A 25,585-nucleotide genomic window follows, 5' to 3' on the forward strand; every position below is an offset into this window, starting at 1 on the left:
CAGACAGAGCGGTCCGTCAGACCTCGCTGTCGATCCCCAGGCCCTGGACCTTTGCCATGCGCTCCAGCCGTTCGAGCACGTCAGCGGCCGGAAACTGCTTCACGACTTCACCTGAATCACGATCGACAGCCTTGTAGACAAAGCTGCCCGTTTCGTCGGCGATATCGATCTGCAGGTTGGTGTTGGCCGGAAAGTCGTTGCGCAGGGCGGCGGTGATCGTGTCGGTGATCCGCTGACGGTCCACCTTGGGATCCTCTTCCGCCTGCGCGGCTTCCCGCTCGGCCTTGTAGTCCTTGGTATCGACCGATTTATCAGGCTCGGTCTCACGATCAGAAACAGCCCGTGCAGGCGGTGTCCGACCGATTGCCTGGGACAGATCCGTCACCAGGTTGGTTATCATAGTGCCATCCCCCGATGGGCGAGCCCCGGTTCAGGATGCAACACGGACGACTTTCTGTGCTTGTGTCGTTCTCGACGCCGCAACCGTTGCGGAGCGCGCGGGGGATATGGGAGCCGAAGCTCCCATATCCCGGTTACGCGGTCCCGACTTAGAAGAGACCGAGGATCGACTGCGGCGCCTGGTTCGCGATGGACAGGGCCTGCGTACCCAGCTGCTGCTTGATCTGCAACGACTGGAGGCGAGCACTTTCCTTCGCCAGGTCGGCATCGACGAGGTTGCCGATACCAGCAGTCAGCGTATCCTGGACCTGACCCACGAAATCCTTGTGGATCTCGAGGCTCTTCGCATCCGTGCCCAGCGAGGCAAGACGCGAGTTGGCGGTCTGGATGGCCGCTTCGACTGCACTGCGGGCCGCCGCAGCATTCGTTGCTGTGGTCAGATCGACCGATGCAACACCAAGACCCGTGTTGGCGGACAACTGCTGAGCAGAAACCGTGATCGTGGAACCTTCGTCGTTCGCCAGGACGGCGATCGAGGACAGGGAACCGTCAATCAGGTTCACGCCATCGAATTCAGCATTGCTGACGATGGTCGAGATCTGATCACGCAGTGCCGCGAAATCGTTGTTCAGGGCGGTCCGGCTGGCCGTGTCCAGGCTCGCATCGGTCGCCGCCACCGACTTCTCCTTCATTTCGATGAGGAGATCGGAGATCGACTGACCAGCCGCGATGGCTGTATCGGCAGAAGAAACACCGCGATCAAGGCTTCCCTTAACTGCGTCCAGGCCGGCAACGGTGGAACGAATGTTCTGGGCTATGGCGAACGTGGCACCATCGTCCTTCGCGGTCGCAACCTTCAGGCCCGTGTTGATGCGGGACTGAACTTCGTTCAGCTGCTTGTTGGTCTGGTTCAGATTCTGCAGCGCGGTCATCGCGCCGTTGTTGGTGTTCACTGACAGCATTTCAATTCTCCATTCTGGATCATTTGGGTTCACTGGGCTTTTTGCCCGGTTCCCTAGGAGCAACCGTCAGGCCAGTTAACCAAACCGAATAACCAATTGAAGAATATGTATTTTTTCTAAAATCATGTTAACCAGGGCAATTCTTGCCGGGTAAATCCTGCCGACCCGGCAGCAATGCCCCGGCAGATATTGCCCACTGGACCCAATCTGATCCCGCCACCGGGCCGTCAGCCCAGCAGGAGACTCTCCGCCATCGCGCGCAGTGGTTCGGTCAGGGGTTTGGGGGTGGAACCGTCCAGCAACACGACCGTGCCCAGTGCCGTCGCGACACAGAGGTCATCCTTGAAGATGCCCTGCCCCACGGTGATGGAGGTCCGCCCGATGCGGGCGACGCCGGTGCCGATGCGCACCTCCCCCGGATAATGGGACTCGCGCAGGTAGTTGACGGTGATCGAGGCCGCGATGAAACGCAGCCCCTCCGGCATCTGCGGACGAATGACGCCATGCATCAGGTCAAGCCGCCCGGTCTCGGCATAGGCAGCATAGGCGACGTTGTTCACATGGCCGGCCTGGTCGGTATCGCAATAGCGGATGCGATCCGTGATCCAGCGCCGGTAGTTCGCCGCGCGTGCCAGGTCAGGCAGGGAGTCCGACAACTTCGGTCAATCCACCTGCCAGGTTGCGCCGGAGCGGAGCAACTGGTCGATGCTGGTGATCTTCGCATCGGCCTTCGCGCTCTCGTTCTGCGCCTTCACGGCCTGATCGTATGTCACGTCGGCGGGATTGTCGTAGATCACGCCCACGGCGACAGGGAAGTCCGGGCGATCCATCGCAGCCAGCATCTGCGCCAGCGCGAGATTGGTCTGGTCGTGCACGATGATGTCGTCTTCGCTGACGCCGTCCTCGCCGACCGTCACCACCTCCAGCCGCATGGCCTTCGCATTGAAGCGCAGTCCCTTGGCATTGTCGGCACCGAAGCGCAGCGGCTCCCCGTGCTTGACGTGAATCTGGGCTTCGCCCGCAACGCTCTTGTCAACGACACCGTCAAAGACACCGTCGTTGTAGACGATGCAGTTCTGCAGGATCTCGACGAAGGATGCGCCCTTGTGGGCATGGGCACGCTGCAGGATACCCGGCAGTTCCTTCTGGCCACGGTCGATGCCGCGGGCCACGAACCGGCCGCCGGCACCCAGCGCCAGTCCACAGGCCGAGACCGGCGCGTCAATGGAACCGGCGGGTGTGGAGGGTGAGCGCGTACCCAGCCGCGAGGTGGGCGAATACTGCCCCTTGGTCAGGCCGTAGATCTCGTTGTTGAAGATCAGGTAGTTCACATCGATGTTGCGCCGCAACAGGTGCATCATGTGGTTGCCGCCGATCGACATGGCGTCGCCGTCACCCGACACCAGCCAGACATCCAGGTCCGGATTGGCCAGCTTCACCCCCGTTGCCACCGCCGGTGCCCGGCCATGGATGGTGTGGAAGCCATAGGTCTCGATGTAATAGGGAAAGCGCGCGGCGCAGCCGATGCCGGACACGAAGACAACGTTCTCCGGCGCGGTGCCAATGTCGGCCAGGGCCTTCTGCACACCTTTCAGGATCGCGTAGTCACCGCAACCGGGGCACCAGCGGACTTCCTGATCCGTGGCGAAATCCTTCGGCTTGTAGGCGATGGGTGCCTGCTGGTTCATGGTTCTCTCTCCCCTCAGGCGCCGAGCACGGCTTCGATGGCCGCCTCGATTTCCCTGATCTTGAAGGGCATGCCCTCCACCTTCGTCAGCGGCTTCACATCAATCAGATATTCGGCACGCAGGACGGTGGAAAGCTGTCCATTGTTCATTTCCGGGCAGATCACGGTGTCGTAGGACGACAGCAGATCGCCGAGGTTGCGCGGCAATGGCCAGATGTGGCGCAGATGGATGTGCGCGACGTCCTTGCCCTGCTCCCGCATGTTGGAAACCGCGCGGCTGATCGGGCCATAGGTCGAACCCCAGCCGATGATCGCGAGCTTGCCACCGGCCTCGCCCTGATCGACCGTCTGCTCCGGAATGAAGTTCGCGACACCATTGATCTTGGCATGGCGCACGTCGGTCATCCGCTGGTGATTGTCCGCGTCATAGGAGATGTGGCCAGAGGTGAAGTCCTTCTCGATGCCACCAACGCGATGCTGCAGCCCCGGCGTTCCCGGAACGGCCCAGACCCGCGCCAGCGTGTCCGCGTCACGGTTGTAGGGCTCGAAACCCTCCGCCTCCGTGTGCTGCTTCACGGGGAACTTCTCGAAACTGGAGAAGTCCGGGATCATCCATGGTTCCGAAGCGTTGGCGATATAGCCGTCTGTCAGCAGCATCACCGGGGTCATGAACTTCGTGGCCAGCCGCACCGCCTCGATTGCGGTGTAGAAACAGTCACCGGGTCCGTTCGCCGCCAGCACCACCAGGGGACTGTCGGCATTGCGGCCATAGACGGCCTGATAGAGATCCGACTGCTCCGTCTTCGTCGGCATGCCCGTGGACGGCCCCGCACGCTGCGAGTTCACGATCACCAGCGGCAGTTCCACCATGATGGCAAGGCCGATGGCTTCCGTCTTCAGGGCGATGCCCGGGCCGGAACTGGACGTCACACCGATCTGGCCGGCATAGGATGCACCGATTGCGGCACAGACCGCCGCGATCTCGTCCTCGGCCTGGAACGTGGTGATGCCGAACTGCTTCAGCCGCGCCAGCGTGTGCAGCAGCGATGAGGCCGGGGTGATGGGGTAGGAGCCGAAGAACATCGGCAGTTCCGCAAGCTGCGTGCCCGCAGCCAGCCCCCAGGCCAGCGCCTCCGCCCCCGCCACGTTGCGGTAGAGGCCGCTGTCGATCTTCGCGGGGCCGACCGTGTAGCCCAGGATCTCACCGGGCAGTTCGACGGTTTCACCATAGGCATGACCGGCGTTCAGCGCGGCCACATTGGCAGCGGCCACCTCCGGCTTCGACTTGAACTTGGCATTCAGCCAGTCGATGGACGGCTGGCGATCGCGGCCATAGAGCCAGTAGACCAGCCCCAGCAGCCACATGTTCTTGCAGCGCAGGGCGTCACGGGTGCCGAGGCCGAATTCCTTGACCGACTCGACAACCATCTTGGAGACGTCGATCTCGACCACCTGATAGGGGTCGAGCGTGCCGTCCTCCAGCGGGTTAGTGTCATACCCGGCCTTGCGCAGGTCACGTTCCTTGAAGGTGCCGCTGTCCAGGATGATCAGGCCACCGCGACGCAGGTTGCCGATGTTCACCTTCAGCGCCGCCGAGTTCATGGCCACCAGCACGTCCGGCTGGTCGCCCGCCGTCATCACGCGGCGCGCCCCGAAATTGATCTGGAATGCCGACACGCCGAAGGTCGTGCCGGTAGGTGCGCGAATCTCGGCCGGAAAGTCCGGGAACGTGGCCAGGTCGTTGCCCGCCAGCGCAGTGGACTGGGTGAACTGACTCCCCGTCAGCTGCATCCCGTCACCGGAGTCGCCCGCAAAGCGCACGACAACCGATTCCAGAACCTCGCGATGCCCCTCGCGCGGTTCGATAATCTCAGCAGTATTGGTCATTTAATCTGATACCTGGTTCCGCAAGTTTTTCTTCGTGCCGTCGGCGCCGAACTCCCCAAAAAAACGATTGCCGCACGCTGGCCGGATTCAACATAAGCTTGGACAGGGTCCTCGGCAACGGCACTTGACGGGAAACCGCCGTGCGTGGCGACGGGAGCGATCACATTTCCGGGGTCGCGGCCAATTCACGACGGCTTGGCACACGGGTTTACGGGGGATTAACCGGCCCGCTCCTAATCTACCGCTGGTTTCATTCAGGTACGGAGTCGGATGCAGTGCCACTGACGGCTGACAAGAGATTGGCATCTCCAGGCGGCGGATCGCGCAACGGATTGTTCGGAAAGCTGGCCGCGTGGTGGGATTCCGATTCGCTGTCCGGCCCCGCATCCAGGGGCAGCGAGGTGCATCGGCAATCCAAACCTGCAGTCGATGATGCCATCTGGCCCGCCGCACGGGTGGAGCTGGTCCAGCGGCTGTTCGGCGACGGCCTGGTATGGCCGGGCGGTGAGGCGATGGTGAACCGGATGTTCCGGGCACTGGAACAGGACAGCGATCTGCCGCTTGAAAAGGATTCACGCGTCGTCGAACTGGGGGCCGGTCTTGGCGGCATCGGTGCACGGCTGGCGCAGCAGACCGGCGCCACGGTCACCGCGTTCGAGGATCACATGGGCCTGATCGATCACGGCACCGCGTGGATCGAGAAGACCGGCGCCAGCGTGAAGCTGGACCGGCGCGAACTCAACGACACCGGGCTGCGCCTTGGCTATGCCGACGCGGTGATCGCCCGCGACAGCTTCATGGCGGTCCGCCGCAAGAAGCACCTGTTCGATCACGTGTTTCATCTGCTCAAGCCGACCGGTCGTCTGGTCTTCACCGACATGTTCCTGACCGGTGACGACCCGGAATGCCCCGAAGTTGCGGTCTGGTCGGCGATGGAGCCGCGACCGATGTATCTGCTGAACCCCCAGACCGCCCGTGACTGGCTGTATGAGATCGGATTCACGATGCCGGACTTCACCGACATCACGGATGCCTATCTGGCGGGCATTCGCGACGCCTTCAGCCAGGTCGGCACGATCCTGAAGGAAGCCGGTCCCGACGCCCCGACCCTGCAGCCCCTGCTGGTGGCGGAGGCCGAATACTGGGCCCGACGCAGTACCCTGCTGGAGAGCGGCGAGGTGCGCGCGTTCTGTGTCTCTGCCGGTGTGTTCCAGGGCGGTGACGTCTATTGACGCCCGTCAACGGTCCCGCACAGCGTTTGTGACGCCTGCGATATGCGCATGCTTGCTGACGCCGAGAACGCGTTATCACTGGCCGATGCGTGATATTGAATCCGGTTCACACCAATGACCATCGCCAACGACGAGTCGACGGGGAAGTCAGCGCGGACTGTCATCTGGCAGCCGAGCGCCATGACAGGCATCCTGTTCATGTGCCTGGCCATTTCCATGTTCCCGCCGATGAATGCGACAGTGAAGTACCTGGGGGAGCAGGGCTACCCCTACGGCCAGATCGTCTGGGCGCGATACGCCGGCCATTTCATCTTCATGGTGCTGGCCTTCGCCCCGCGCTTCGGCATGTCCCTGTTCATCACCCACCGGCCAGGGGTGCAGGGCATCCGCTCGCTGCTGCTGTTTTCCTGCACGGCGCTGTATTTCTTCGCGCTGCAGTACGTTGACCTTACCCTCGCCGCATCGATCAGTTTCACGAGCCCGATCCTGCTGACGGCGCTGTCCGTACCCTTCCTGGGCGAGAAGGTGGGTGCGCGCAGATGGGTTGCGGTATGCGTCGGTTTCGCCGGCGCGCTGATCATCATCCGGCCCGGCCATGCGGAGTTCCACTGGGCCACGCTGCTGCTGATCGGCAATACCATCTGCTACGCCTTCTATCAGGTGCTGACACGCAAGATCTCGGCGGAGGATACGCCCGAGACCACGATCACCTACACCGCGCTGGTGGGCTGCATCATCGCCAGCTTCCTGCTGATCAACGGGATGGAGGTGCCGCGCTCCACCTGGCACTGGATCCTGTTCATCTCGATGGGCGCGCTGGGTGGCTTCGGGCACTATTTCGTGGTGAAGGCGTTCCAGCATGCCCGTGCCTCCGTCGTGGCCCCCTTCGGCTATGGCCAGCTCATCGGGGCGACATTGCTGGGCTACTTCGTCTTCGGCACCTTCCCCGACCACTGGACCTGGATCGGGGCCGGGATCATCGTCTGCAGCGGCCTCTACATCGTCTATCGCGAACAGAAGGTCACTTCGTAGACACCAGGCGGCACACCGGTTGGCGGCGCCGACTGACGCGTGCTAATTTCAGTGTCTTCCGGGGGAGGAATTCATGACTGACAAGATCATCCGTATCGGCGGCGCATCCGGCTTCTGGGGCGATTCCGGCGTTGCGGCACCGCAGCTGGTACGCCGTGCCGAGGTCGATTATCTCGTCTTCGACTATCTGGCCGAGATCACCATGTCGATCATGGCCCGGATGCGCGCCAAGGACGCGAACGCCGGTTATGCGGTGGATTTCGTTGCCGTGGCCCTGAAACAGGTGATCCGGGAAATCGCGGAGAAGAAGATCCGTGTCGTTTCCAACGCCGGCGGCGTCAACCCGGCCGCCTGCGCCGAGGCCATCCGCCAGTTGGCGGCGGAGGCCGGGGTGCAGATCAAGGTTGCGCACGTGGAAGGCGACGACCTGCTGCCGCAGGAGGAAGCCCTGCGTGCCGCTGGCGTGACGGAGATGTTCTCCGGTGCCGCGTTCCCCGACAAGTGCTGGTCGATCAACGCCTATCTCGGTGCCATCCCCATCGCGCGGGCGCTGGACGCCGGGGCCCAGATCGTGGTCACCGGGCGGGCCGTGGATTCCGCCGTGACACTGGGTCCGCTGATGCACGAATTCGGCTGGGCCGATGACGACTACGACCTGCTGGCCGCAGGCAGCCTGTGCGGCCATATCCTGGAATGCGGCGCGCAGGCCACCGGTGGCCTGTTCACCGACTATCAGGACGTGCCGGACTGGGATGACATCGGCTATCCCATCGCCGAATGTGCCGCCGACGGCAGCTTTGTCGTTACCAAGCCCGATGGCACCGGCGGGATCGTCGTGCCGGGCACGGTGAAGGAACAGTTGCTCTACGAGATCGGCGATCCGGCGGCCTACATGCTGCCCGACGTGACCTGCGACTTCACCCGGGTCGAGGTGACGGAGGTCGGGCAGAACCGGGTCCGGGTCACCGGCACGAAGGGCCTGCCGCCCACCCCGCACTACAAGGTCTCGGCCACGTTCCAGGATGGCTTCAAGGCCGTGGCGACCATGGTCATCGGCGGCTGGGATGCCGTCGGCAAGTGCCGCAAGACAGCCGAAGCGATCCTGAAACGCACCCGCCGCATGCTGGCGGAGCGCAATATGGGCGACTACACCGAAACCAGTGTCGAGGTCCTGGGTGGCGAGTCCATGTATGGCGCCAACTCCCGCGCACTCGCTGCCCGTGAAGCCATCATGAAACTGGCCGTGAAACACCCGGACGCCAAGGCGCTGTCGATGTTCGCCAAGGAAATCGCGCCGGCCGGCACTTCCTTCAGCCAGGGCACCACCGGTTTCGGCGGCGGTCGCCCCAAGGCCCAGCCGGTGATCCGCCTGTTCTCCTGTCTCGTGCCCAAGGCCGACCTGGACGTGAAGGTGCTGCTGGACGGGGAAGAGATCGGGGTCTCCATTCCCACGGATGGCGCCTTCGACCCGTCCCTGATCGCGCGCCCGGAACCGGTCGCGGCCGCGGCTGCCGACGGCCCGACGGTGGAAGTGCCCCTTCTCGCCATCGCGCATGGCCGCTCCGGCGACAAGGGCTCCCACGCCAACATCGGTATCGTGGCCCGCGCGCCGGAGTACCTGCCGCTGCTGCGGGAGGTGCTGACGCCGGAGATCGTCGGGTCCTATTTCGCGCATGTCTTCGACGGCGAGATCCGTGTCGACCGCTATGACCTGCCCGGCATCGGGGCGATGAACTTCTTCCTGCATGACGCGCTGGGTGGCGGCGGCATCGCCAGCCTGCGCACCGACAACCAGGGCAAGGCCTACGCCCAGATCATGATGGATCTGCCGGTGAACGTGCCTGTCGCATGGGGCGTGCACCGCCGGGAGGTCGAAGGCTCGGCGGCAGCCTGACATTGGCCACAAGCGGCGGATAGAGCGCCAGCGCAGGGAGGATCATGGTGTCTGACACAACCGAGGAGGACAGCATGACCGAACAGGACCGCTGGACCGCCGTCTGCGAGCGCAATGCGCAGATGGATGGCCGTTTCGTCTTTGCCGTGAAGACCACCGGCGTCTATTGCCGTCCCGGCTGCGCCGCACGCCGCCCCAAGCGGGAGAACGTCAGCTTCTACGATGTGCCTGCCGCTGCAGAGCGTGCCGGGTTCCGGCCCTGCCGCCGCTGCCACCCGGAGCGGCTGGACATGGTGGATCCGATGATGGCGGCGGTGGAGGATGCGGCGCGCCGCATCGACCGCAGCCTGGAGCAGGACGCCGCCGTCCCCGAGCTGACCGCCCTCGCCGACCGTGCCGGGTTCAACCCGCAGCATTTCCAGAAGTCGTTCAAGCGCGCCCTCGGTGTCTCGCCCCGTGACTATGCGGACGCCCGGCGCACGGCGCGGCTGAAGGCCGGACTGCGGGCCGGGAATGGCGTGGCGGATGCGGTCTACGGGGCCGGATTCGGCTCCCCCAGCCGGGTCTATGAGCGTGCTGACCGCACCCTGGGCATGTCACCCGGTGCCTATGCCAGGGGTGCGACCGGCATCGCCATGAACTATGCCTTTGCCGAAAGCCATCTTGGCCTCGTGCTCGCCGCCGCGACGCCGAAGGGCGTCTCCGCCGTCTATCTGGGTGACGACACGGCAAGGCTGGCCCGTGATCTGGAGATCGAATATCCCGGTGCCCTGCTGACGGAGGACCGGACGGGACTGGAGGACGCCCTGAAACACCTGGTCGCCTATCTGGACCAGCGCGGCCCCAACCCGTCGCTGCCGCTCGATGTCCGCGCCACCGCGTTTCAGTGGCAGGTCTGGCAGGCGCTGATGCGCATCCCCTACGGCGAGACCCGCAGCTACGCGCAGGTGGCGGAGATGATGGGCAGGCCCAAGGCCTCCCGCGCCGTCGGGCGCGCCTGCGGCCTCAACCCCGTCTCCATCGCCATCCCCTGCCATCGTGCCATCGGCGCGGACGGCAAGCTGCACGGCTACCGCTGGGGACTGGAACGCAAGCAGGCGCTGCTGGACATGGAACGCAAGGCGGGGTGAGGCAAGACCCTGCACAGCGATCAGACGTGAGACCGGGTTCCCTTTCCCCGCAAGGGGGGAAGAGAGCATTCCGCAATCTGGTCTGACCTTGCCGTCAGGCGAGACCGGCCTTCCTGACCACATCCCAGGCCCACTTGGCGCGCTGTTCGGCATATCCGGCGAACTTCATCGCCGAGTCCGAACTGGCGTTGCCATCCAGCCCGCGCTTGTAGACGCCCTGCACGATGGCCGCCGAACGGAACAGCGTATAGGCGATATAGAAGGGCCAGTTGGTGATCTCGCCCTGCCCGGTCAGCTCCGAATAGCGCGCGACGAACTCGTCCTCCGTCGGTATGCCGATCTCCCGCGGGTCGTCGAGGTGGGCAAATCCGCCAGCCGCCGCGTGGCCGTAATATTCCTGACAGCAGTAGGCAAGGTCGGCCAGCGGGTGGCCCAGTGTCGACAACTCCCAGTCGAGCACCGCCACCACCTTCGGCTCCGTCGGATGCAGGACACAATTGCCGATACGGTAGTCGCCATGAACGATGGAGACCTCCTCGGCCTCCGGCGTATTGGCCGGCAGCCACTCCATCAGCGCATCCATCTCCGGGATCTCCTCGGTGACGGAGGCGACATACTGCTTCGACCAGCGGGAAATCTGGCGGGAGTAGTAGTTGCCGGGGCGCCCGAAGTCGGCCAGTCCCACCGCTTCATGATCCACCATGTGCAGCGCGGCCAGCACCCGCAGCCAGTCGTCATAGAGGGCGACACGTTCCTCCTTGCTGAACGACGGCACGGCCGGGTCGATCAGCACGCGCCCCTCGACATGCTCCATGATGTAGAACGCCTGGCCGATCACCGCGTCATCCATGCACAGGCAATAGACCTCCGGCACCGGCACGTCGGCGCCCTTCAGGGCCTTCATCACGTTGTATTCGCGGTCGACCTGATGCGCCGACTTCAACAGTTCGCCCGGCGGCTTCTTGCGCATGACATAGCGCTTGGTGGGTGTCTCCAGGATGTATGTCGGGTTCGACATGCCCCCCTGGAACTGCCGCACGGTCAGCGGCCCCCTGAAGCCGTCCACATGTTCCGCCATGTAGGCGGCCAGCGCACCGTCGTCGAACTTGTGATGTGGCCTGACGTCGATGATCTCCACATCGGTCGCGTTGCTGCTCAAACTCTCTTCCTCCCCCTTGGCGCGTGCGCGAAAGCTGCCCGGATCGCGAAACGGATCAGCCGGACTTGCTCATGCGGTCCCAGTCATACAGCGAAGGTTCCTTGGACACGAAGCGACGTGTGGCCTCCTGGTGGAACTCCGTCGTGAACAGCAGCGGCTGCCCGGTGGACTCCGCCGTCACGGTCTCGGCATAGGACGCCTCGAACGTCTTGTTCACCGCCCGCTTGGTCACCGACATGGCCGCCTTCGACCCCTGGGCCAGCCGCCCGGCAAAGGTCTCGACCTCATCCATCAGCGTTTCGGAGGGATGGACCGCATAGACGATCCCCATCGACTTCGCCTCCTCCACATCGATGGAGCGGCAGGTGTACATCAGATCCTTGGCCGCCTGCATGCCGACCACGCGCGGCAGCGTGTAGACCAGACCCAGGTCCGGCATCAGGCCGATCCGGCCGAAGACCGAACAGAAGCGTGCCTTCGGACCGGCGAAGACGAAGTCCGCCAGCAGGGCAAAGGCGAAACCGCCGCCGTAGGCCAGACCATCCACCACAGCGATCACCGGGCAGTCCAGGTTCCACAGCCGCTCAAGCCAGGTGTGCGTCGAATACATCCGCTGCTGCGCCACGGAAGGATCAGCGAACTCCCGCTTCGCCATGCCCTTCACGTCACCGCCGGCGGAAAATGCACGCCCCTCCCCCGCGATGATCAGTGCCTTCACGTCCATGTTGCCCTGCACCTGATCCAGCATCGCGACGAAGTCGTTGCGCAGGTCCTGGGTCAGCGGATTGAGAATGTCACCACGCGTCATCGTGAACCGCGCGATACCGTCATCGCCGATGGCAAAGCTGGTTGCCTTGAATTCGTGTGTCATCTGGATGTCCTCCCCATTAGCATCCCTCCATTCTGCCCGTGTTGCGGGGGAGGTGTCACCCGCCGCGTTGCGCATGGCCGACAAGGGGAAAATGGCGATCATGACCGAGACCGAAACCGAAGTGCTTCTGAACCCCTGGCGCGGACAGGGCCTGCCGCCGGAGATCCAGACAGGCGGAAGCATGGCGGATGGCGAGGTCGTAACCGATGCACGCGCCGCACAGCAGCTCTTCACGCTCTGCCCCGCAGCACACCGGACACCCCTGCTGGACCGGCATGACCTGGCGCGCGACCTCGGGATCGGCAGCCTGTGGCTGAAGGACGAGCGCACGCGCATGGGTCTGGGCAGCTTCAAGGCGCTGGGGGCCGCCTTCGCCATTGCGCGCGCAGCGGACAACGCGGTTCGGGCAGGCAAGGCCGCGGCGCATGACACCGCGCTTTCCGGCACCACCTATGTCTGTGCCAGCGCGGGCAATCACGGGCTGTCCATGGCGGCGGGCGCGGCGCTGTTCGGTGCGGCGGCCGTGGTCCTGCTGGCCGAGACAGTACCGGAGGGGTTCGCCGACCGGCTGCGGGCCAAGGGGGCCAGGGTGATCCGCCATGGCGCGGTCTATGAGGACAGCATGGCGGAGGCGATGCGCCTGGCGGAGACGGAGGGCTGGAACCTGCTCTCCGACAGCAGTTGGGTCGGCTACAGCACCCCCGCCCGTGATGTCATGGAGGGCTATCTGATCATGGGGGCAGAGGCGGCGGATGACGTGCCTGCGCCACCCACGCACATCTTCCTGCAGGCCGGGGTCGGGGGCATGGCCGCGGCGGCAGCCGCCGCCGCGCGTGCGGCATGGGGTGATGACCCGCGGATCATCGTGGTGGAACCGTCGCGGGCACCGGCGCTGATCGAGAGCATTCGCGACGGGCGCCCGGTGACCACCAGCGGCGCGGCGTCCTGCATGGGCAGGCTGGACTGCAAGGAGCCGTCCCACCTCGCCCTGAAGTATCTGGCGGAGGCGGCGGACAACTTCATGACCGTGACCGATGCACAGGCAGATGAAACGACGGCCTGGCTGGCGGCGAAGGGGCTCGCTTCCAGCCCCTCCGGCACCGGCGGTCTGACCGGTTTGCGGCAGGCTCTGGCGCAGCCCGAAACATTCGGTCTCGATGCCGGATCACGGGTCCTGCTCTATGTCTCGGAAGGGGCGGCGGATGACTGAAGCCGACTTCCCGAAGCAGGAGTTCGAGGGGCGTCTGGTCCGCGCCCAGCGCGCCATGCGCGCAACCGGTCTGGACGCCATGTTCTTCACGACAGAGGCGGAGGTGCGCTACTTCACAGGCTTCCGCACCCTGTTCTGGCAAAGCCCGACGCGCCCCTGGTTCTTGGTGGTCCCCGGCGAGGGTCAACCGATCGCCATCGTGCCGGAGATCGGAGCGGCCCTGATGGCCGAGACCTGGATCGACGACATTCGGACCTGGTCGTCACCTCACGCAACCGATGACGGGATCAGCCTGCTCGGCGATGTCCTGAAACGCTTTGCCGTGGTCGGCATGCCGATGGGGCGGGAGAGCAGCCTGCGCATGGCGCTGACGGATTTCGAGCGGCTTCGGAACAGCCTGCCCGGCACCCGTTTCACCGACTGCACGCCGCTGGTCCGGGACCTGCGGATGGTGAAGTCGGAAGCCGAGATCGATGTGCTGCGGCACATCTGCGCCATTGCCTCCGATGCCTTCGACAAGGCCCCGGAGCTGTTTCATATCGGCCAGCCCCTGTCGGAGGCGTTCCGCGCGTTTCGCGTCGCACTGCTGCGTGCCGGAGCCGACGACGTGCCCTATCTGGTCGGCGGGGCCGGTCCGGGCGGCTATCCGGACGTGATCTCGCCCCCCGGTGCGCGCCCGCTGCAGCCGGGTGACGTGCTGATGCTGGACACTGGCGCGACACTGCGCGGCTATCACTGCGACTTCGACCGGAACTTTGCCTTTGGCGACGCAGACGAGACCGCCCGGGCGGGCTACCGCACCCTGCACCGCGCCACCGATGCGGCACTTGCTGTCGCGCGGCCGGGCGTGACCTGCGCCGAGCTGCACCGCACCATGCAGGCCGTCATCGGACAGGATACCGGCGATGTCGGGCGCTATGGCCACGGCCTGGGCATGCAGCTGACGGAATCGCCGTCGATCATCGGCTTCGACGATACGGTCATGCAGCCCGGCATGGTCATGACCCTGGAACCCAGCATGGTCCTGGCGGAGGGACGGATCATGGTGCATGAGGAGAATCTGGTGATTCGCGACGGTGAACCCGAACTGCTGTCGCGCCGTGCGCCAGCCGAGCTGCTGGTCCTGGAGGCTGCGACATGAGCCTTTCCTATCAGCTTGACGGTGGCGCGGGTGCCGCAGCGCGGTTCGGTCTGATCGTGCTGCAGAACGATGAAACCATGGAACCGGAACTGGGGCCGATGTTCAGCCAGCCCGGTGTCGCGCTGTATCACAGCCGCATCCCGAGCGGCCTCGCCGTCACCCGTGAAACACTGATGCAGATGAAGGCGGAGCTGCCTCAGGTGGCCGCCCTGCTGCCGTCGGCCAGTCCGCTGACCGTGGTCGGCTATGGCTGCACCTCGGGGGCCACGATCATCGGCCAGCAGCTTGTCAGCGTGCTGATCCGGCAGGTCCACCCCAACACGCTGACCACCGACCCGATCACCGCCGTGCTGGCCGCCGCCGCGCACCTGGGCGTCCGGCGCATCGGCTTCATCACGCCCTATGTGGCAGAGGTTTCGGAAGCCATGCGCAACCTGCTGCAGCAGAACGGACTGGAGATCAGTGCCTTCGCGTCCTTCGAACAGGCAGAGGAGGCAACCGTCGCCCGCATCACCTCGGACAGCCTGTTGCAGGCCATCCGCGAGATGGACGCCGGGGCGGAAATGGATGCCGTGTTCGTGTCCTGCACCAACCTGCGCAGCCTTTCGATCATTGCCGAGGCGGAGGCGCTGATCGGCAAGCCGGTGCTGAGCAGCAATCTGGTACTGGGCTGGCACATGCTGCACCTCGCCGGCCTGACAGCCGCAGGAAACCGGACCGGTGTCCTGTTCAATGGTTGAGCAGTCCGTCGGCAGGGGCATTTGTCGCATTGGTCCGGCACTTCGGGCTATGTAGGAGACAGCTTCTTTCCGAAACGGGACCGGTCAGCCGATGGAACAGGTCAATATCGTCACCCTGAAGTGGGGCGACCGCTATCCGGCGCTGTTCGTGAACCGCCTGCACCGGGCCGTGGCGCGCAACCTCAACCGACCCTTCCGGTTCCTGTGCTTCACCGAGGACCCGAAGGGTCTGGACGCGGGGATCGAGGCCTTTCCCCTGCCCGACATCCGCATGCCGGAGAAATACTACTACACGCCGTGGATGAAGCTCGGCCTGTTCCAGACCGGCATGGGCAACATGCAGGGTGAATGCCTGTTCCTGGACCTCGACCTGTTGATCATCGACAATATCGACTGCTTCTTCGAATACATGCCGGGCAAGCGCTGCATCATCCACAACTGGATCCAGGGTCATCAGGTGTTCAAGAAGCGCCCGGACGTCGGAAATTCCTCGGTGTTCCGCTGGACCGCAGGCACGACGCAGTTCATCGTCGACAAGTTCTATGCGGAGGCCGAGTGGGCCATGGCGAACTTCCGCCCGCCGCAGACCTACCTGACCTACGGGCTGGGGGAGAAGTACTACTGGCCCGCCGAATGGGCCACCAGCTTCAAGCGTCACGCCATTCCCGCCTTCCCGCTGAACCTGATGAAGACGCCACAGATCCCGCCGGGCACCCGCATTCTGGTGTTTCACGGCTTCCCCGACCCGGATCAGGCCCTGGACGGCTACCGGCCGAAGGGGCGACCGCACCGGCACTGCCTGCCGACCCCCTGGATCGCCGACTACTGGGACGATGGCCCGGAGCCCGTGTCCGACGGACCGGATGCCAGCGACGCATCATGATCAGGAAGATCAAGCGCACCCTGGGAATCAGGTTCTCCCTGAAGGCGCTCATCCGCAACCCCGCGATCTATCTGCGTCAGTGGCGCCTGCCAGATGTCGGTTTCGCCGATCTGGTGCGCGACGCGATGGCCTCCGACGAACTGCTGACACTGGTCCAGGTCGGTGCCAACGACGGTGCGACCAACGACCCCGTGGGCAAGCTGCTGCATGGCAATCCGGAGCGGTTCACGGCGGCCCTGCTGATCGAACCCCAGGGCCCCGCCTTCGCCCGCCTCGCCGCCCGATATGCCGACGTGCCGCAGGTGACATGCCTGCAGGCGGCCATCGACCGCGAATCCGGTGAACGATCCCTGTTCACGCTGGACCGCGACACTGCTTCCGAACGACTTGGCCGCACGGTCTCCGATGGCATCGCCTCCTTCGACCGGGACCACCTTGTCCGGATTCTGAGGACATATGATCCGTCGATTTCCCAGGCGGAGATTTCCGGGCTGATCCAGATGACGCACGTCCCGGTGATGCCGATCGGGCAGGCGCTGGAAACGGCTGGAATCGCCAAGCCGCCGACCATCGTGCTGATCGATACGGAAGGCTATGACGGGGCCATCATCCACATGTTGGCCGAAGCCGGTATCTGGCCGCGCCTGATCCAGTACGAGCACAAGCATCTGGACGCACCCGAGCGCCGCACCGTCGCCTGGCTGCTGCTGGACAAGGGGTATCGCCTGCGCGCCGATCATGCGGATGCCTGGGGCTGGCGCGAGGTCTGAGCACCGACACGCTTGCCAGCCATCTCCCGTGCGTTAGGCTTTCGCAGACGCATTGGGGAGGAAACCATGAAATTCGGCGTGATGATGTTCGCGACGGACTATTCGATCAGTCCGGCGAAACTGGCTGTAGAGGCGGAAGCCCGCGGCTTCGATTCCATGTGGATGCCGGAGCATTCGCACATACCGGCCTCGCGCCTGTCACCCTGGCCCGGCGGCGCTGAGCTGCCGAAGCAGTATTACGACGTCATCGACCCTTTCGTTGCCCTGGCCTCCGCCGCGTCGGTGACCACCAAGCTGCTGCTCGGTACCGGCATCTGCCTCGTGGTTCAGCGTGACCCGCTGCAGCTGGCAAAGGAGGTCGCATCGCTGGACATGATTTCCAACGGGCGCTTCATGCTGGGCATCGGCGGTGGCTGGAACGCCGAGGAAATGGCCAATCACGGCACCGACTTCAAGACCCGCTTCAGGCTGATGCGAGAGAAGGTCGAGGCGATGAAGCTGATCTGGACCCAGGACAAGGCCGAGTACCACGGGGAGTTCGTCGACTTCGATCCCGTGATGACCTGGCCGAAGCCGGTGCAGAAGCCGCATCCGCCCATCATCCTCGGAGGCGGCTTCCCTGTGGGGGCGAAACGCGCCATCCGCTACGGCAACGGCTGGATGCCGATCGACGGTCGTGGCTGGGACATCATGGAAAGCCTGTCGCAGTTCCGGCAGATGGCCGCAGCGGAGGGCCGCGAGCCGGACGACCTGCCCGTCAGCATCTTCGCAGCCTCCCAGAAGCCCGAACGCATCGCCACCTATCGCGATGCAGGCGTCGAGCGTCTGGTCTTCGGCCTGCCCTCGGAAGGCGAGGACAGGATCATCCCGATGCTCGACGACCTGGCAAAGCTGATGACGGTGTAAGGCGCGCGAAGCCTCAGTGCACGTGGACCGGCTGCATCTCGTGCTGACGCACGGCGATGAAGGCGGTCTCGCGGGTGGGGGCGACGCCGACCTGCTGGCCGCTGGCGGAGAAGATGCCAAAGCCCTTGAGGCCCTGTTCGGTCTCGACAGGCTTCACATAGGCGATCTGCGGCTGGCCGAGCATGGCCAGTGCCTCCGGCGTGATCTGGCGGACGGCTTCGAACGGGTCAGTCATCTGCAGCCTCCTTCTCCGGCGCATTGTCGATCACGGAACGGGAACCGGACTTGCCGGCCCTGATCTGGATTGTCTTCACCAGGGTCTCGGGCACCGGGCGCTGCAGGTCGATGTGCAGCAGACCGTTGTCGAGCTGTGCATCATGCACCTCGATCCCCTCGGCCAGCACGAAGGCCCGCTGGAACTGGCGGGTAGCGATGCCGCGATGCAGGAAGATGCGCTCATCCTCCTCCTCGGTCCGGCGGCCCCGGATCACGAGCTGGTTTTCCTCGACCGTGACGCTGAGGTCACCGTCGCCAAAACCTGCGACCGCCAGCGTGATGCGCAGCGCATTCTCGCCGGTCTGTTCGATGTTGTAGGGCGGATAGCCGTCATTCGCGGACTTCGCGACCCTGTCGAGCACACGCTCCACATGATCGAAGCCCAGCAGGTGCGGACTGTTGAACAGGGACATCCTGGACATGTACCGTCATCTCCTTGTCGGTTAAGCGAGCATGACCGGAGACCTCTCGGCCTCCACAGACGGGCCCAGCGATAGGCACCCGTCACACATGAAAATAAGTCTTCATTTCAGCCATTCAAGTCAGCAGTCGTGGCAAGGTGCCTGCGGCTGTGCTATCGCGCTGCCAGCCCCCGATACCTGAAGTACAAGGCCCACCCTCCGTGACCAGTCTGACAGCCCATCCCCTGAATGAAACCACCCTCGGCGGCGACCTCACCGCGCCGGGGGACAAGTCGATCTCCCACCGCGCCCTGATGTTCGGTGCCCTCGCCGTGGGGCGTACCCGCATCACCGGACTGCTGGAGGGGGAGGATGTCCGCGCGACCGCCGCCGCCGTGGCCACGCTGGGTGCAAGGGTCGAGCGGCTGGGACCCGGCGAATGGCAGGTCGACGGTGTCGGTGTCGGTGGACTGGCGGAACCGGAGACCGTGCTGGACCTCGGCAACTCCGGCACCGGTGCGCGCCTGCTGATGGGCCTGGTCGCAGGGCATCCGATCAGCGCCACCTTCACCGGTGACGCATCCCTGTCCGGACGGCCCATGGGGCGCGTGACGAAGCCCCTGCAGCAGATGGGCGCACGGTTCCAGGGTCGGGAGGGGGATCGCCTGCCGATGACGGTCACCGGCCCGGAAACAGTCATGCCGATCACCTATGACTCGCCTGTGGCCTCCGCGCAGGTGAAATCGGCCATCCTGCTGGCCGGACTGAACGCACCGGGTGTCACGACAGTCCGGGAGCCGAAGCCGTCCCGTGACCACACGGAAAACATGCTGCGCCAGTTCGGGGCGGAGGTCGTCAGCGAACCGGATGGCGCGGGCCGCACCGTGCGCCTGACCGGACAGCCGGAACTGTCACCACAGCAGATCGTGGTGCCGGGAGACCCGTCGTCGGCCGCCTTCGCGACCGTGGCCGCCCTGCTTTCCCCCGGCAGCAACGTGACAATCCGCAATGTCGGCATCAATCCGCTGCGCGCCGGGCTGTTCGATGTACTCAAGGCGATGGGGGGCAGGATCACCTTCACGGACCAGCGCAGCCAGGGTGGCGAGCCGGTGGCCGATCTGGTGATCCGGGGCGACCATCTGAACGGCACCACCGCACCGCCCGACAATGCCGCTGCCATGATCGACGAGTACCCGATCCTCTGCGTCGCCGCGGCCCTGGCGGAGGGGCAGACGGTCATGCGCGGGATCGAGGAACTGCGCGTCAAGGAAAGCGACCGCATCGCGCGCATGGTCGAGGGGCTGCGGGCGACGGGTGTCGCGGTGGAGGAGCATGAGGACGGCATGACCGTCACCGGGTCCGGCGGCAGGGCCCCGGCTGGCGGCTGCACCATCGACGCCGGACACGACCACCGCATCGGCATGTCGTTCCTGATACTCGGCCTGTTCTGCGAGAAGCCCATCACCGTGACCGGCGCGGAAACGATTGCCACCAGCTACCCGGATTTTGTCGGTCACATGACGGGGCTGGGTGCCAGGATCGGCTGACCGCCCCGCGCTATTCGGCAGACAGACGCGCCTGGCGGACGAACTGCCGCCAGTCGCCCTTGGGCGAGGAGCACAGGCGGTCGCTGCCGGACATGGCCATCAGGGCCAGCGCGCCGGCACGCCAGAGGCTGTCGAACAGTTCCGCATCGCTCGTCACGACCTCATGCAGCAGGCGTCCCTGCAGCGGACGGACAAAGCGCCGGCCGGCAAGGACAAGCGCCAGCAGCAGGGCGAAGAAGGTGATCGACCCCAGCGACATCTCGGAGCCCGCCACCGGCAGCATGATGGTGTTCAGTTCCAGGGCCTCGGCAAAGCCGAACCAGACCAGCAACAGGGCGAAGGACCCGAACAGGAACCGGTCCCTGATCTTCACCGCCCGGGGACCCACCCGCGCGACCAGCGCCTGATGGAAGGCGCCGTTGCGCCGGGCCTTGCGGTAGTTGACATGCATGCGCAGCACGCCGGTCTGCACCGCCGATTGCAGCCAGGAGACCAGGTCCGCGTCTTCACTGACAGTCATCAGCGCTCGCCAGCCGCCCAGCGGTCCATGAAGGTCCGCCCCTCCGGTGCCGGCATGTCGCGGCCACGGGTCCAGCCGGATGCGAGCGGCAGGCTCTCGAAGCGGCCGCCGCACACCGAACCTGCACGGCCCATCAGGCGCATCGCGATCCGGGTGGCGAAGCGGTAGAGCCTCGGGCGGCGGGCGAAGAAGGCCCAGGTCTTCACGCCGTAGCGTTCGGACTTCGCGCTGATCTTCTTCTCGAAAGCTTCCTCCCGCCAGTGCCGCATGATCGAGGGCAACGGGATGCGCATGGGGCAGACTTCCTGGCAGCGCCCGCAGAAGGTGGAGGCATTCGGCAGGTGATGCGCGTCCTCGATCCCGAGGAAATGCGGGTCCAGCGCCGCACCGATCGGGCCGGGATAGACCCAGCCGTAGGTGTGCCCGCCAACCGCCAGATAGACCGGGCAATGGTTCATGCAGGCACCGCAGCGGATGCAGCGCAGCATCTCCTGCTTCTTCGTGCCCAGCAGGTCGGAGCGGCCATTGTCCAGCAGCACCACATGGAAGCCACCCGGTCCGTCCAGGTCCCCGTCCCGCTTCGGCCCCGTCGAGAGGGTCGTGTAGGCCGACATCTCCTGCCCGGTCGCTGACCGCGCCAGCACGCGCAGGATCGTCGAGACGTCCTCCAGCGTCGGCACCACCTTGTCGATGGAGGAAATGACGACATGGGCCGGGGTCAGCATCTGGGTCAGGTCACCATTGCCCTCGTTGGTGACAATGATCGTCGACCCGGTCTCCGCGATCAGGAAGTTCGCGCCGGTGATCCCGACGTCGGCGTCGAAATACTTCTGTCGCAGGATCTCCCGCGCCTCGTTCACCAGATCCTCAGGCTCGGTCAGCCGTTCGGTCTTGCCGTACTTGCCGTGATGCTCGTGAAACAGGTCCGAGACCTGGTCCTTGGTCTTGTGCACGGCGGGACCGATGATGTGGCTCGGCGGTTCCTCCGCCAACTGGATGATGTACTCGCCGAGGTCGGTCTCGATGGGTTCGACGCCATTGGCCTCCAGGAAGGGATTGAGGGCGATTTCCTCCGCCACCATCGACTTGCCCTTGGTGACCGTCTTGGCGCCATAGTCCTTGCAGAGACCCAGGATGGTCTGGCGCGCCTCCTCCGCCGTGGCGCAGAAATGCACCGTGCCGCCCTGCGCCACCACCCGTTCCTCGAACCGTGCCAGATAGAAATCGAGGTTGGCCAGGATGTGGTTCTTCAGATCCACCGCCGCATCGCGCATGGCCTCGAACTCGTCCAGCCCCGCGGCTGCCCGGGAACGTGCGGCGACGAAACCGGTTTCCAGATTGCTGAGGGCCTGCCGCAGGTTCGGGTCCGCGATGGCCCCCTTCGCTGCATTCTTGAAGTTGAGCGCTTCGGACTGCATCAGATCTGCTCCGTTTCACCGATGGCGGGACGATCCGTCATGCCGGCCAGAACCTCGGCGACATGCCGCACCTGGATCTCGGAACCCTCCCGCTTCAGCCGACCGGCCATGTTCAGCAGGCACCCCATGTCCCCGGCCAGCAGCAGGTCTGCCTCCGTCGCCCGGATATCCTCCGCCTTGCGGGAGACCATCTCGACCGAGACATCCGCATACTTGATGCAGAAGGTGCCGCCGAAGCCGCAGCAGGTCTCGGCGGTCGGCAGTTCCTTCAGCGACAGGCCCTCGACCGTGCCAAGCAGACGGCGCGGCTGTTCCTTGATCTTCAGTTCACGCAGGCCGGAGCAGCTGTCGTGATAGGTGACGCTGCCCTGCAGCGCGGCATCCACCTCCGTCACTCCGGCGATATCGGTCAGGAAGGACACCAGTTCATGTGTCTTCGCCGCCAGTGCCTTCGCCCGCAGTTCCCAGTCCGCATCCCCCTCGAACAGGCGCGGATAATGGTGTTTCAGCATCCCGGCGCAGGAACCGGAGGGCGCGACCACATAGTCGAAATCCTCGAAGGCCGCGATTGTATTCCGCGCGATGGCCTTCGTATCCGCCCGGTCACCTGAATTGTAGGCGGGCTGACCGCAGCAGGTCTGCGATTCCGGTACCTCGACCGTGCAACCGGCATCCCGCAGCAGTTTCACGGCAGCGAAGCCCACCGTTGGTCGATAGAGATCAACCAGGCAGGTCACGAACAGGCCGACATTGGCCCGATGGGCGGATTTTGTGTTCATGCAGAACGTTATAGAGGGGTTCGGGGGCAGCGCAAATCGTGTCCTGAATCTCCCGGAATACGGTCGCAACGGGCGGCGCCATGTGTGATGGCCACTTCACCTTGGCGTGTGCCCTGAAATTGCCCCAATTCCGCCCCTTGGCGGGCTTTGCACGAGTTCACATATCAGGCTCAGGGACGGGCAGTCCGAACAGCACCACGCGTACGGCGTCCCCCTCCGCCGGTGATGCGGACGGGCTGCCCCGAACCGGCAAGAAGGACGACATGCGTTCCGGCGGGACCCTCAATCCCTCCTGCGACCCGATCTCGCCGGGACCATGACCCGTCCGCCGGTTCTGAAAACCCGGCCCGCTGCCTCGGTCGTACCCCCTCACGCACCGCTGGCAGCGGGCCACTTTCTTTCCCGGAAGCAATTCGCGATCACAAATCCCCAAGCCGCGGACAAACCAGCACCCCGCGCTTTCCCATTGCCAGCCGAAACCCTGCCAGCATAGGTTCTGCGGGTCTTCGGGGAGGGATTTGGGATCATGGTCGAACTGTCATTCGGAGCCAATCTGGCACGCTGGGCGAAGGAAGAGCCGGAGGCGCCGCTGGTCACGCACAACGGGCAGACCTGGACGGTGGCCGCATTTCATCGCTGGACCAACCGGCTGGCGCGGAAATATGTCGAACTGGGTGTGCGCCGCAACGACATGGTCACCATCGCCCTGCCCAATGGCGCCGAGTTCCTGGCCGCTGCCTTCGCGACGTGGAAGGCTGGCGGCATTCCCCAGCCGGTTTCCGCCCGGCTGCCGAAGATGGAGCGGGATGCGATCATCGACCTGGCGAAATCTGCGCTGGTGGTTGGCACAAGCGAGCCGACGCCCAATGGCGCTCCCACGCTGCCTACCGGTTTCATGCCCGATGACAATGCCGACGACAGCGACCTGCCCGACATCATCGCCGACTACTGGAAGGCGCCGACATCCGGTGGCAGCACCGGTCGTCCGAAGCTGATCGTCGCGGCTTCGCCGCCGCTGTGGGATTTCGATGCCGGTCTGCTGGCCGGGGGAGACAACAGCTGGCTGCTGCAACAGGACCACGACAATCACCTGGTCGTCGGGCCGCTGTATCACAACGGCCCCTTCATCTTCTGCATCCAGGCGCTGCTGAAACGCTCCCACGTCGTGGTCGCCGACCGCTTCGACGCGGAGCAGACACTGGCCCTGATCGAGCAGTACCGCATCAACTGGATGATGATGGTGCCGACGATGATGCAGCGCATCTGGCGGCTGGATGAGGCGGTGCGCAACCGCTACGACCTGTCCAGCCTGCGGGTCCTGCTGCATCTGGCGGCCCCCTGCCCCGTGTGGCTGAAGGATGTCTTCATCGAATGGCTGGGCCCCGACCGCATCTTCGAGCTGATGGGCGGCACCGAAGGCACCGGCACGACCTGGATCACCGGTCATGAGTCCATGCTGCGCAAGGGCTCCGTCGGGCGGCTGCGCGAGGGCTCGTCGATGCGGGTGGTGCGCGAGGACGGCACCGACTGCGAACCGAACGAGGTGGGGGAGGTCTTCCTGCGCCCCGATACCGGGCGCGGCACGACCTATCACTATCTCGGCGCGGAGAGCAAAGCCATCGAGGGAGGTTGGGAGAGCCTGGGCGACATGGGCTACGTCGATGCCGACGGCTACCTCTATCTGACCGACCGGCGCAAGGACATGATCCTGGCCGGTGGCGCCAACATCTATCCGGCGGAGGTGGAGGCGGCGATCGACCAGTTCCCCGGCGTCCGCTCCTCGGTGGTGATCGGCCTGCCGGACGAGGATCTGGGCAACCGCATCCATGGCATTGTCGATGCGCCCGGCGGAATTTCCCAGGACGAACTGGTGGCGTTCCTGGCGGAGCGGCTGGTGCGCTACAAGATTCCACGCAGCTTCGAGTTCGTGAACGAGCCCCTGCGCGACGATGCGGGCAAGGTGCGCCGCAGCGAGATGCAGCAGGCCAGGCTGGACGGCAAGGCATGACACCTGTGGTGGCCGTCGATGGACCGACCGCTTCCGGCAAGGGGACGCTGGCGCGGCGGCTGGCGGCGGATCTCGGCTTCGCCTATCTGGATACCGGCGGTCTCTATCGCGCGACCGCCCTGCGGCTGATCCGCGCCGGTGAAGATGGCAGCGATGTCGACGCGGCAGTGGCTGCGGCGCAGGGCATCACGCCCGGCGATCTCTCCGACCCCGCCCTGCGCGAGGAAGCGACCGGCAACATGGCATCGAAGGTTGCGGCCCTGCAGCCCGTGCGCGATGCCCTGTTCGCGTTCCAGCAGGCCTTCGCCCTGACACCGCCCGACGGGGCAGCAGGCGCGGTGCTGGATGGGCGAGACATCGGCACGGTGGTCTGCCCGGACGCGACGGCAAAGCTGTTCGTGACCGCAACGGCGGCCGCGCGCGCGGCGCGGCGCCATGCCGAACTGGTGGCCCGCGGAACCGACGTGACGCTGGAGAATGTGCTGCAGGATCTGCGCGCGCGGGACGAACGCGACACGAACCGCGCCACGTCTCCGCTGAAACCCGCAGCAGATGCGGACTTGCTCGATACAACGGAATTGGATATAGAGGCCGCGTTCTTCGCAGCCCGTAAGCTGGTTACGGCGCGGTTGGAGCGTCAGGCCTGAGGTCTGAATGTCCCGCCTGCAGAGTGCGAACGGCCCGATCGTAGCCAGGCAACTGGCAAATCCCAGCGAAGGGCCGCGAGAAAGGA

25 protein-coding genes are annotated in these 25,585 nt (G+C 65.0%); 13 read left to right on the forward strand and 12 right to left on the reverse strand.

The genetic code is table 11. The features are described from left to right. Window positions 1-16: 16 nt before the first annotated feature. From QGV55_RS11860 to QGV55_RS11880, 5 genes are all read right to left on the reverse strand, one after another. The gene (locus QGV55_RS11860) at window positions 17-400 is read right to left on the reverse strand and encodes a flagellar protein FlaG (protein WP_281016599.1); all 384 of its coding nucleotides are present in this window, start codon (window positions 398-400) and stop codon (window positions 17-19) included. Window positions 401-548: 148 nt separating this feature from the next. Further along, window positions 549-1,361 (reverse strand): flagellin, encoded by an 813-nt coding sequence (locus QGV55_RS11865; protein ID WP_281016598.1) that lies wholly within the window; start codon window positions 1,359-1,361, stop codon window positions 549-551. A 227-nt stretch (window positions 1,362-1,588) separates the two neighbouring features. Beyond that, window positions 1,589-2,017 carry an acyl-CoA thioesterase gene (locus QGV55_RS11870; protein WP_281016597.1) on the reverse strand — a complete coding sequence of 143 codons (429 nt, stop codon included), beginning with the start codon at window positions 2,015-2,017 and terminating at the stop codon, window positions 1,589-1,591. Window positions 2,018-2,023: 6 nt separating this feature from the next. Further along, a complete protein-coding gene (locus tag QGV55_RS11875; RefSeq protein WP_281016596.1) occupies window positions 2,024-3,049 on the reverse strand; it encodes a 2-oxoacid:ferredoxin oxidoreductase subunit beta in 1,026 nt (341 codons plus the stop codon). 14 nt (window positions 3,050-3,063) lie between these two features. Next, window positions 3,064-4,935 carry a 2-oxoacid:acceptor oxidoreductase subunit alpha gene (locus QGV55_RS11880; RefSeq protein ID WP_281016595.1) on the reverse strand — a complete coding sequence of 624 codons (1,872 nt, stop codon included), beginning with the start codon at window positions 4,933-4,935 and terminating at the stop codon, window positions 3,064-3,066. Window positions 4,936-5,336: 401 nt separating this feature from the next. Here QGV55_RS11880 and QGV55_RS11885 point away from each other — a divergent pair, with 401 nt between their 5' ends. The 4 genes from QGV55_RS11885 (at window position 5,337) to ada (ending at window position 10,223) form a co-directional block, all read left to right on the forward strand. Continuing rightward, window positions 5,337-6,167, forward strand: coding sequence for a methyltransferase domain-containing protein (locus tag QGV55_RS11885; protein ID WP_281016594.1), 831 nt, complete (start codon window positions 5,337-5,339; stop codon window positions 6,165-6,167). Window positions 6,168-6,281: 114 nt separating this feature from the next. Next, entirely contained in the window at window positions 6,282-7,199 is a 918-nt protein-coding gene (locus QGV55_RS11890; RefSeq protein WP_281016593.1) for a DMT family transporter, read from the forward strand. Window positions 7,200-7,272: 73 nt separating this feature from the next. Next, window positions 7,273-9,093, forward strand: a complete 1,821-nt coding sequence (locus QGV55_RS11895; protein WP_281016592.1) for an acyclic terpene utilization AtuA family protein — start codon at window positions 7,273-7,275, stop codon at window positions 9,091-9,093. 74 nt (window positions 9,094-9,167) lie between these two features. After that, window positions 9,168-10,223 carry a bifunctional DNA-binding transcriptional regulator/O6-methylguanine-DNA methyltransferase Ada gene (ada, locus tag QGV55_RS11900; RefSeq protein ID WP_281019917.1) on the forward strand — a complete coding sequence of 352 codons (1,056 nt, stop codon included), beginning with the start codon at window positions 9,168-9,170 and terminating at the stop codon, window positions 10,221-10,223. Window positions 10,224-10,317: 94 nt separating this feature from the next. Here the strand turns inward: ada and QGV55_RS11905 are convergent, their stop codons facing one another. Both QGV55_RS11905 and QGV55_RS11910 read right to left on the reverse strand, forming a co-directional pair. Continuing rightward, entirely contained in the window at window positions 10,318-11,382 is a 1,065-nt protein-coding gene (locus QGV55_RS11905) for a phosphotransferase (RefSeq protein ID WP_281016590.1), read from the reverse strand. 55 nt (window positions 11,383-11,437) lie between these two features. Next, on the reverse strand, window positions 11,438-12,253 hold the full coding sequence (locus QGV55_RS11910; RefSeq protein ID WP_281016589.1) for an enoyl-CoA hydratase/isomerase family protein: 816 nt from the start codon (window positions 12,251-12,253) through the stop codon (window positions 11,438-11,440). A gap of 100 nt (window positions 12,254-12,353) precedes the next feature. Between QGV55_RS11910 and QGV55_RS11915 the strand changes: the two genes are divergently transcribed. The 6 genes from QGV55_RS11915 (at window position 12,354) to QGV55_RS11940 (ending at window position 17,903) form a co-directional block, all read left to right on the forward strand. Next, complete coding sequence (locus QGV55_RS11915; RefSeq protein ID WP_281016588.1) at window positions 12,354-13,463, forward strand: pyridoxal-phosphate dependent enzyme; 1,110 nt, start codon at window positions 12,354-12,356, stop codon at window positions 13,461-13,463. Next, complete coding sequence (locus QGV55_RS11920) at window positions 13,456-14,604, forward strand: Xaa-Pro peptidase family protein (protein WP_281016587.1); 1,149 nt, start codon at window positions 13,456-13,458, stop codon at window positions 14,602-14,604. Before QGV55_RS11915 ends, QGV55_RS11920 begins: the two co-directional genes overlap by 8 nt. Continuing rightward, window positions 14,601-15,344 carry a hypothetical protein gene (locus QGV55_RS11925; protein WP_281016586.1) on the forward strand — a complete coding sequence of 248 codons (744 nt, stop codon included), beginning with the start codon at window positions 14,601-14,603 and terminating at the stop codon, window positions 15,342-15,344. Before QGV55_RS11920 ends, QGV55_RS11925 begins: the two co-directional genes overlap by 4 nt. A gap of 91 nt (window positions 15,345-15,435) precedes the next feature. Continuing rightward, window positions 15,436-16,227 carry a hypothetical protein gene (locus QGV55_RS11930; RefSeq protein WP_281016585.1) on the forward strand — a complete coding sequence of 264 codons (792 nt, stop codon included), beginning with the start codon at window positions 15,436-15,438 and terminating at the stop codon, window positions 16,225-16,227. Further along, complete coding sequence (locus QGV55_RS11935) at window positions 16,224-16,997, forward strand: hypothetical protein (RefSeq protein ID WP_281019919.1); 774 nt, start codon at window positions 16,224-16,226, stop codon at window positions 16,995-16,997. The genes QGV55_RS11930 and QGV55_RS11935 overlap by 4 nt, the downstream gene beginning before the upstream one ends. A 66-nt stretch (window positions 16,998-17,063) precedes the next feature. Beyond that, on the forward strand, window positions 17,064-17,903 hold the full coding sequence (locus tag QGV55_RS11940; RefSeq protein WP_281016583.1) for an LLM class F420-dependent oxidoreductase: 840 nt from the start codon (window positions 17,064-17,066) through the stop codon (window positions 17,901-17,903). Between the two features lie 13 nt (window positions 17,904-17,916). Here the strand turns inward: QGV55_RS11940 and QGV55_RS11945 are convergent, their stop codons facing one another. Next, window positions 17,917-18,138 carry a DUF1150 family protein gene (locus QGV55_RS11945; protein WP_281016582.1) on the reverse strand — a complete coding sequence of 74 codons (222 nt, stop codon included), beginning with the start codon at window positions 18,136-18,138 and terminating at the stop codon, window positions 17,917-17,919. Next, the gene (locus tag QGV55_RS11950; RefSeq protein WP_281016580.1) at window positions 18,131-18,601 is read right to left on the reverse strand and encodes an Hsp20 family protein; all 471 of its coding nucleotides are present in this window, start codon (window positions 18,599-18,601) and stop codon (window positions 18,131-18,133) included. The genes QGV55_RS11945 and QGV55_RS11950 overlap by 8 nt, the downstream gene beginning before the upstream one ends. A gap of 200 nt (window positions 18,602-18,801) precedes the next feature. On the opposite strand from QGV55_RS11950, the gene aroA reads away from it, so the two are divergent. After that, window positions 18,802-20,127, forward strand: coding sequence for a 3-phosphoshikimate 1-carboxyvinyltransferase (aroA, locus tag QGV55_RS11955; protein ID WP_281016579.1), 1,326 nt, complete (start codon window positions 18,802-18,804; stop codon window positions 20,125-20,127). A gap of 10 nt (window positions 20,128-20,137) precedes the next feature. Here the strand turns inward: aroA and QGV55_RS11960 are convergent, their stop codons facing one another. From QGV55_RS11960 to QGV55_RS11970, 3 genes are read right to left on the reverse strand one after another with little or no spacing between them, the layout of a single operon-like run. Further along, window positions 20,138-20,647, reverse strand: a complete 510-nt coding sequence (locus tag QGV55_RS11960) for a hypothetical protein (RefSeq protein WP_281016578.1) — start codon at window positions 20,645-20,647, stop codon at window positions 20,138-20,140. Next, window positions 20,647-22,065 carry a LutB/LldF family L-lactate oxidation iron-sulfur protein gene (locus QGV55_RS11965; protein ID WP_281016577.1) on the reverse strand — a complete coding sequence of 473 codons (1,419 nt, stop codon included), beginning with the start codon at window positions 22,063-22,065 and terminating at the stop codon, window positions 20,647-20,649. Before QGV55_RS11965 ends, QGV55_RS11960 begins: the two co-directional genes overlap by 1 nt. Beyond that, window positions 22,065-22,844 (reverse strand): (Fe-S)-binding protein, encoded by a 780-nt coding sequence (locus tag QGV55_RS11970; protein WP_281016576.1) that lies wholly within the window; start codon window positions 22,842-22,844, stop codon window positions 22,065-22,067. The genes QGV55_RS11965 and QGV55_RS11970 overlap by 1 nt, the downstream gene beginning before the upstream one ends. A gap of 526 nt (window positions 22,845-23,370) precedes the next feature. On the opposite strand from QGV55_RS11970, the gene QGV55_RS11975 reads away from it, so the two are divergent. Together QGV55_RS11975 and cmk are read left to right on the forward strand one after the other, a co-directional pair. Further along, window positions 23,371-24,852, forward strand: a complete 1,482-nt coding sequence (locus QGV55_RS11975; protein WP_281016575.1) for an AMP-binding protein — start codon at window positions 23,371-23,373, stop codon at window positions 24,850-24,852. Next, the gene (cmk, locus tag QGV55_RS11980; protein ID WP_281016574.1) at window positions 24,849-25,499 is read left to right on the forward strand and encodes a (d)CMP kinase; all 651 of its coding nucleotides are present in this window, start codon (window positions 24,849-24,851) and stop codon (window positions 25,497-25,499) included. The genes QGV55_RS11975 and cmk overlap by 4 nt, the downstream gene beginning before the upstream one ends. Window positions 25,500-25,585: the final 86 nt, after the last annotated feature.

The organism is Minwuia sp. IMCC3009 (assembly GCF_029909415.1).
GTDB lineage: Bacteria > Pseudomonadota > Alphaproteobacteria > Minwuiales > Minwuiaceae > Minwuia.